Consider the following 3,263-nt stretch of genomic DNA (forward strand, 5'->3'; position numbering starts at 1 on the left):
CCGCTGGCCGGCAACTCCGTACAGCTGCCGGCCAGCGGCCGGCACTACCGCGAGACGGTCAGTACGCGAATTCTTTGAACACCGGATCGACATCGCCATGCCAGCGGCCATGGAACAGCGCCAGCTTGCGCTCGGCCGGGGTCAGGCCCGATTCGACGATCTCCTGCAGCACGTCCAGGAACTTGCTTTCGTCCTGGCCATCGGCATTGCGTGCACCGCGGCGCTTGAGGCCTTCCACGGAAATCTTCACCGCTTCGCGGGCCAGGTCGCGCACGGTGCCGTTGCGGAACGGCAGGCCAATCGCGTACTTCGGCACGCCGTCGCGCAGCGCGTGGCGCTCGGCCAGGCTGAAATCACGCACCAGGTCCCAGGCAGCATCCAGCGCGGTGTCGTCGTACAGCAGGCCCACCCAGAACGCCGGCAGCGCGCACAGGCGGCTCCACGGGCCACCGTCGGCACCGCGCATTTCCAGGTACTTCTTCAGGCGCACTTCCGGGAAGGCGGTGGTCATGTGGTCCGACCAGTCGCGCAGCGTCGGCAGCGCACCCGGCAGCACCGGCAGCTTGCCCTGCATGAAATCGCGGAAGCTCTGCCCGCTGGCGTCGTGGTAGATGCCATCGCGGTAGGAGAAATACATCGGCACGTCGAGCAGGTAATCGACATAGCGCTCGTAGCCGAAGCCATCCTCGAACACGAAGTCGAGCATGCCGGTACGGTCGGCGTCGGTGTCGGTCCAGATGTGCGAGCGGTAGCTCAGGTAGCCGTTCGGCTTGCCTTCGGTGAACGGCGAATCGGCGAACAGCGCGGTGGCGATCGGCTGCAGCGCCAGCGACACGCGGAACTTCTTCACCATGTCCGCTTCGGTGGCGTAATCCAGGTTGACCTGCACGGTGGAGGTGCGGGTCATCATGTCCAGGCCCAGCGAACCGACCTTGGGCATGTACGAACGCATGATCTTGTAGCGGCCCTTGGGCATCCACGGCATTTCATCGCGCGTCCACTTCGGCTGGAAGCCCATGCCGAGGAAGCCCAGCTGCAGTTCGCCGGCCACCTGCGCCACTTCGTTCAAGTGGGTGCCGGTTTCCACGCAGGTCTGGTGGATGGTTTCCAGCGCTGCACCGGACAGCTCCAGCTGGCCGGCCGGCTCCAGCGTCACCGAGGCGTTGTCACGCAGCAGGGCGATGGTGTTGCCGTTTTCCTGCACCGGCTCCCAGCCGAAGCGGGTCAGGCCGTTGAGCAGGGCTTCGATGCCGCGCTCGCCTTCGAAGGTCGGCGGGCGCAGATCGTCCAGGCGGAACCCGAACTTCTCGTGTTCGGTACCGATGCGCCACAGCGCACGGGGCTTTTCGCCGGAGGCAAGCACCTCGACCAGCTCCGAGCGGTCGGTAATGGGCGTATCGGCGACGTGGCTGGGGCTCGACAAGGGGAGGACTCGCTGGACAGTGGCAGGGGATGTGGGGCTGGAGGCCTTCCATCGCAAGGGCGCACTATAGCGTGGCGGCCCTTCGCATCATGCGACGGTGACGGGTTTCAGCATCCTACCGACGACCTCTTGACCCCCGTACACTCAGGCCATGAGTCGCCATTCACGACACCCGGAACTGCACCGCGCCGACCGCGTCGGCTGGCTGCGCGCGGCCGTACTTGGGGCCAACGACGGCATCGTCTCGGTCGCTGGCCTGGTGGTCGGCGTGGCCGCCAGCGGCGCCTCGGCCAGCACGATCCTGGCCACCGGCGTGGCCGGCACCGTAGCCGGCGCGATGTCGATGGCCGCTGGAGAATACGTTTCGGTGCAGACCCAGGCCGACACCGAAGCGGCCGACCTGGCCGTGGAAATGCGCGAGCTGCACGAAGACCCGCACAGCGAGCTGGACGAGCTGACCGCCATCTACCGCCATCGCGGCCTGGAGCCGGCATTGGCCCGGCAGGTGGCAGAGCAGCTGACCGCCCATGATGCGCTGGGCGCACACGCGCGCGACGAACTCGGCATCACCGATACCCTGCGCGCGCGCCCGCTGCAGGCCGCGCTGGCCTCGGCCGGTGCCTTCACCTGCGGCGCCGCACTGCCGGTGCTGACCGCCCTGTTTTCCAGCACCCAGCAGGTCACCGTGGCCACCACCGCCAGCACCCTGACCGGCCTGTGCCTGACCGGCGCGATGGCCGCCCGTGCCGGTGGCGCGCCGCCGCTGCGCGGTGCGCTGCGGGTGATGTTCTGGGGCGCACTGGCGATGGTCGCCGCCGCGGGCATCGGCAAACTGCTGGGAGCCCACCTGTCATGACCACGATGCTGCCGCCTGACATTGCCCTGCTGGCCGAGATGGCCAGCCTGGCCGGCTGCGACCGTGCCGAAGGCTATGCCTGCATCACCGCGCGCCGCGAACACGGTGCCAGTTCGGTGGAGATTCCGCAGCCGCAGTTCGTGATCCTGCTGGAAGGCAGCAAGCAGGTCCGCACCGCGCACCAGTCGCTGACTGCCCATGCCGGTGACATGTTGTTGTTCACCCAGCGCTGCCGCATCGATGTGGTCAACACGCCCGATGCGGGCACCGGTCGCTACCTCAGCGCCATCGTGCCGCTGTGCGCGGAAGTGCTGGGCGCCGCGCGCACGCTGTGGAGCGAGGCACTGCCTGCGCCCGGCGATGCGATCGCGCAGCCGCGGCTGGTCGACCACGGCACGGTGCTGCGGCGCTGGCGCCAGGCATTGCAGGACGGGCATTACAGCGAAGCACGGTTGGCCCTGGCCGAACTGGTGCTGGCCTGGTGCCGGCAGGGCCACGGCAACCTGCTGCTGCCGCAGGCCCCGAGCCTGGGCGAGCAGATCCGCGACCGCATCGCGGCCGAACCGGCCCGTGACTGGCAGTCGCGCGATGTGGAAGACCAGTTCGCGTTGAGCGGCGCGACCCTGCGCCGGCGCCTCGCCGCCGAACGCACCAGTCTTCGCCAGCTGTTGACCGAGGCGCGGCTGGCACACGGCATGACGCTGCTGTACACGACCGATCTACCGCTGAAGACGGTGGCCGCCCGCGCGGGGTATCGCTCGGCGGCGAGTTTCAGCAAGCGCTTCGCCGAGCAGTACGGGCTGGCTCCGACGGACATCTAGGTGGGGTTGTCTTGGCAGGGCTTGCAGCCCTGCACCTGCTTCAATCAACTTCAACGTCAAATTCAAAAGCGGGCTATCCGTGGGATGGCGGGGCGGTGTGGGTGGGCAGGACACGCCGTAAACCCCCCTCCGGGGTCCGGCCCAGCCGCTGGCGGCTGTGCGT

Annotated in this window: 3 protein-coding genes; 2 read left to right on the forward strand and 1 reads right to left on the reverse strand. The window is 68.3% G+C overall.

Annotation, left to right across the window (positions count from 1 at the left end; translation table 11 throughout):
• Positions 1-58: 58 nt before the first annotated feature.
• The gene (locus tag IAE56_RS20700) at positions 59-1,423 is read right to left on the reverse strand and encodes a glutamate--cysteine ligase (RefSeq protein WP_200753810.1); all 1,365 of its coding nucleotides are present in this window, start codon (positions 1,421-1,423) and stop codon (positions 59-61) included.
• 151 nt (positions 1,424-1,574) lie between these two features.
• On the opposite strand from IAE56_RS20700, the gene IAE56_RS20705 reads away from it, so the two are divergent.
• Both IAE56_RS20705 and IAE56_RS20710 read left to right on the forward strand, forming a co-directional pair.
• Positions 1,575-2,279 (forward strand): VIT family protein, encoded by a 705-nt coding sequence (locus tag IAE56_RS20705; protein WP_200753811.1) that lies wholly within the window; start codon positions 1,575-1,577, stop codon positions 2,277-2,279.
• Positions 2,276-3,100: an AraC family transcriptional regulator gene (locus IAE56_RS20710; protein ID WP_200753812.1), complete on the forward strand. Its 825-nt coding sequence runs from the start codon at positions 2,276-2,278 to the stop codon at positions 3,098-3,100. The genes IAE56_RS20705 and IAE56_RS20710 overlap by 4 nt, the downstream gene beginning before the upstream one ends.
• Positions 3,101-3,263: the final 163 nt, after the last annotated feature.

Source organism: Stenotrophomonas sp. S41 (assembly GCF_016624625.1).
Taxonomy (GTDB): Bacteria; Pseudomonadota; Gammaproteobacteria; order Xanthomonadales; family Xanthomonadaceae; genus Stenotrophomonas.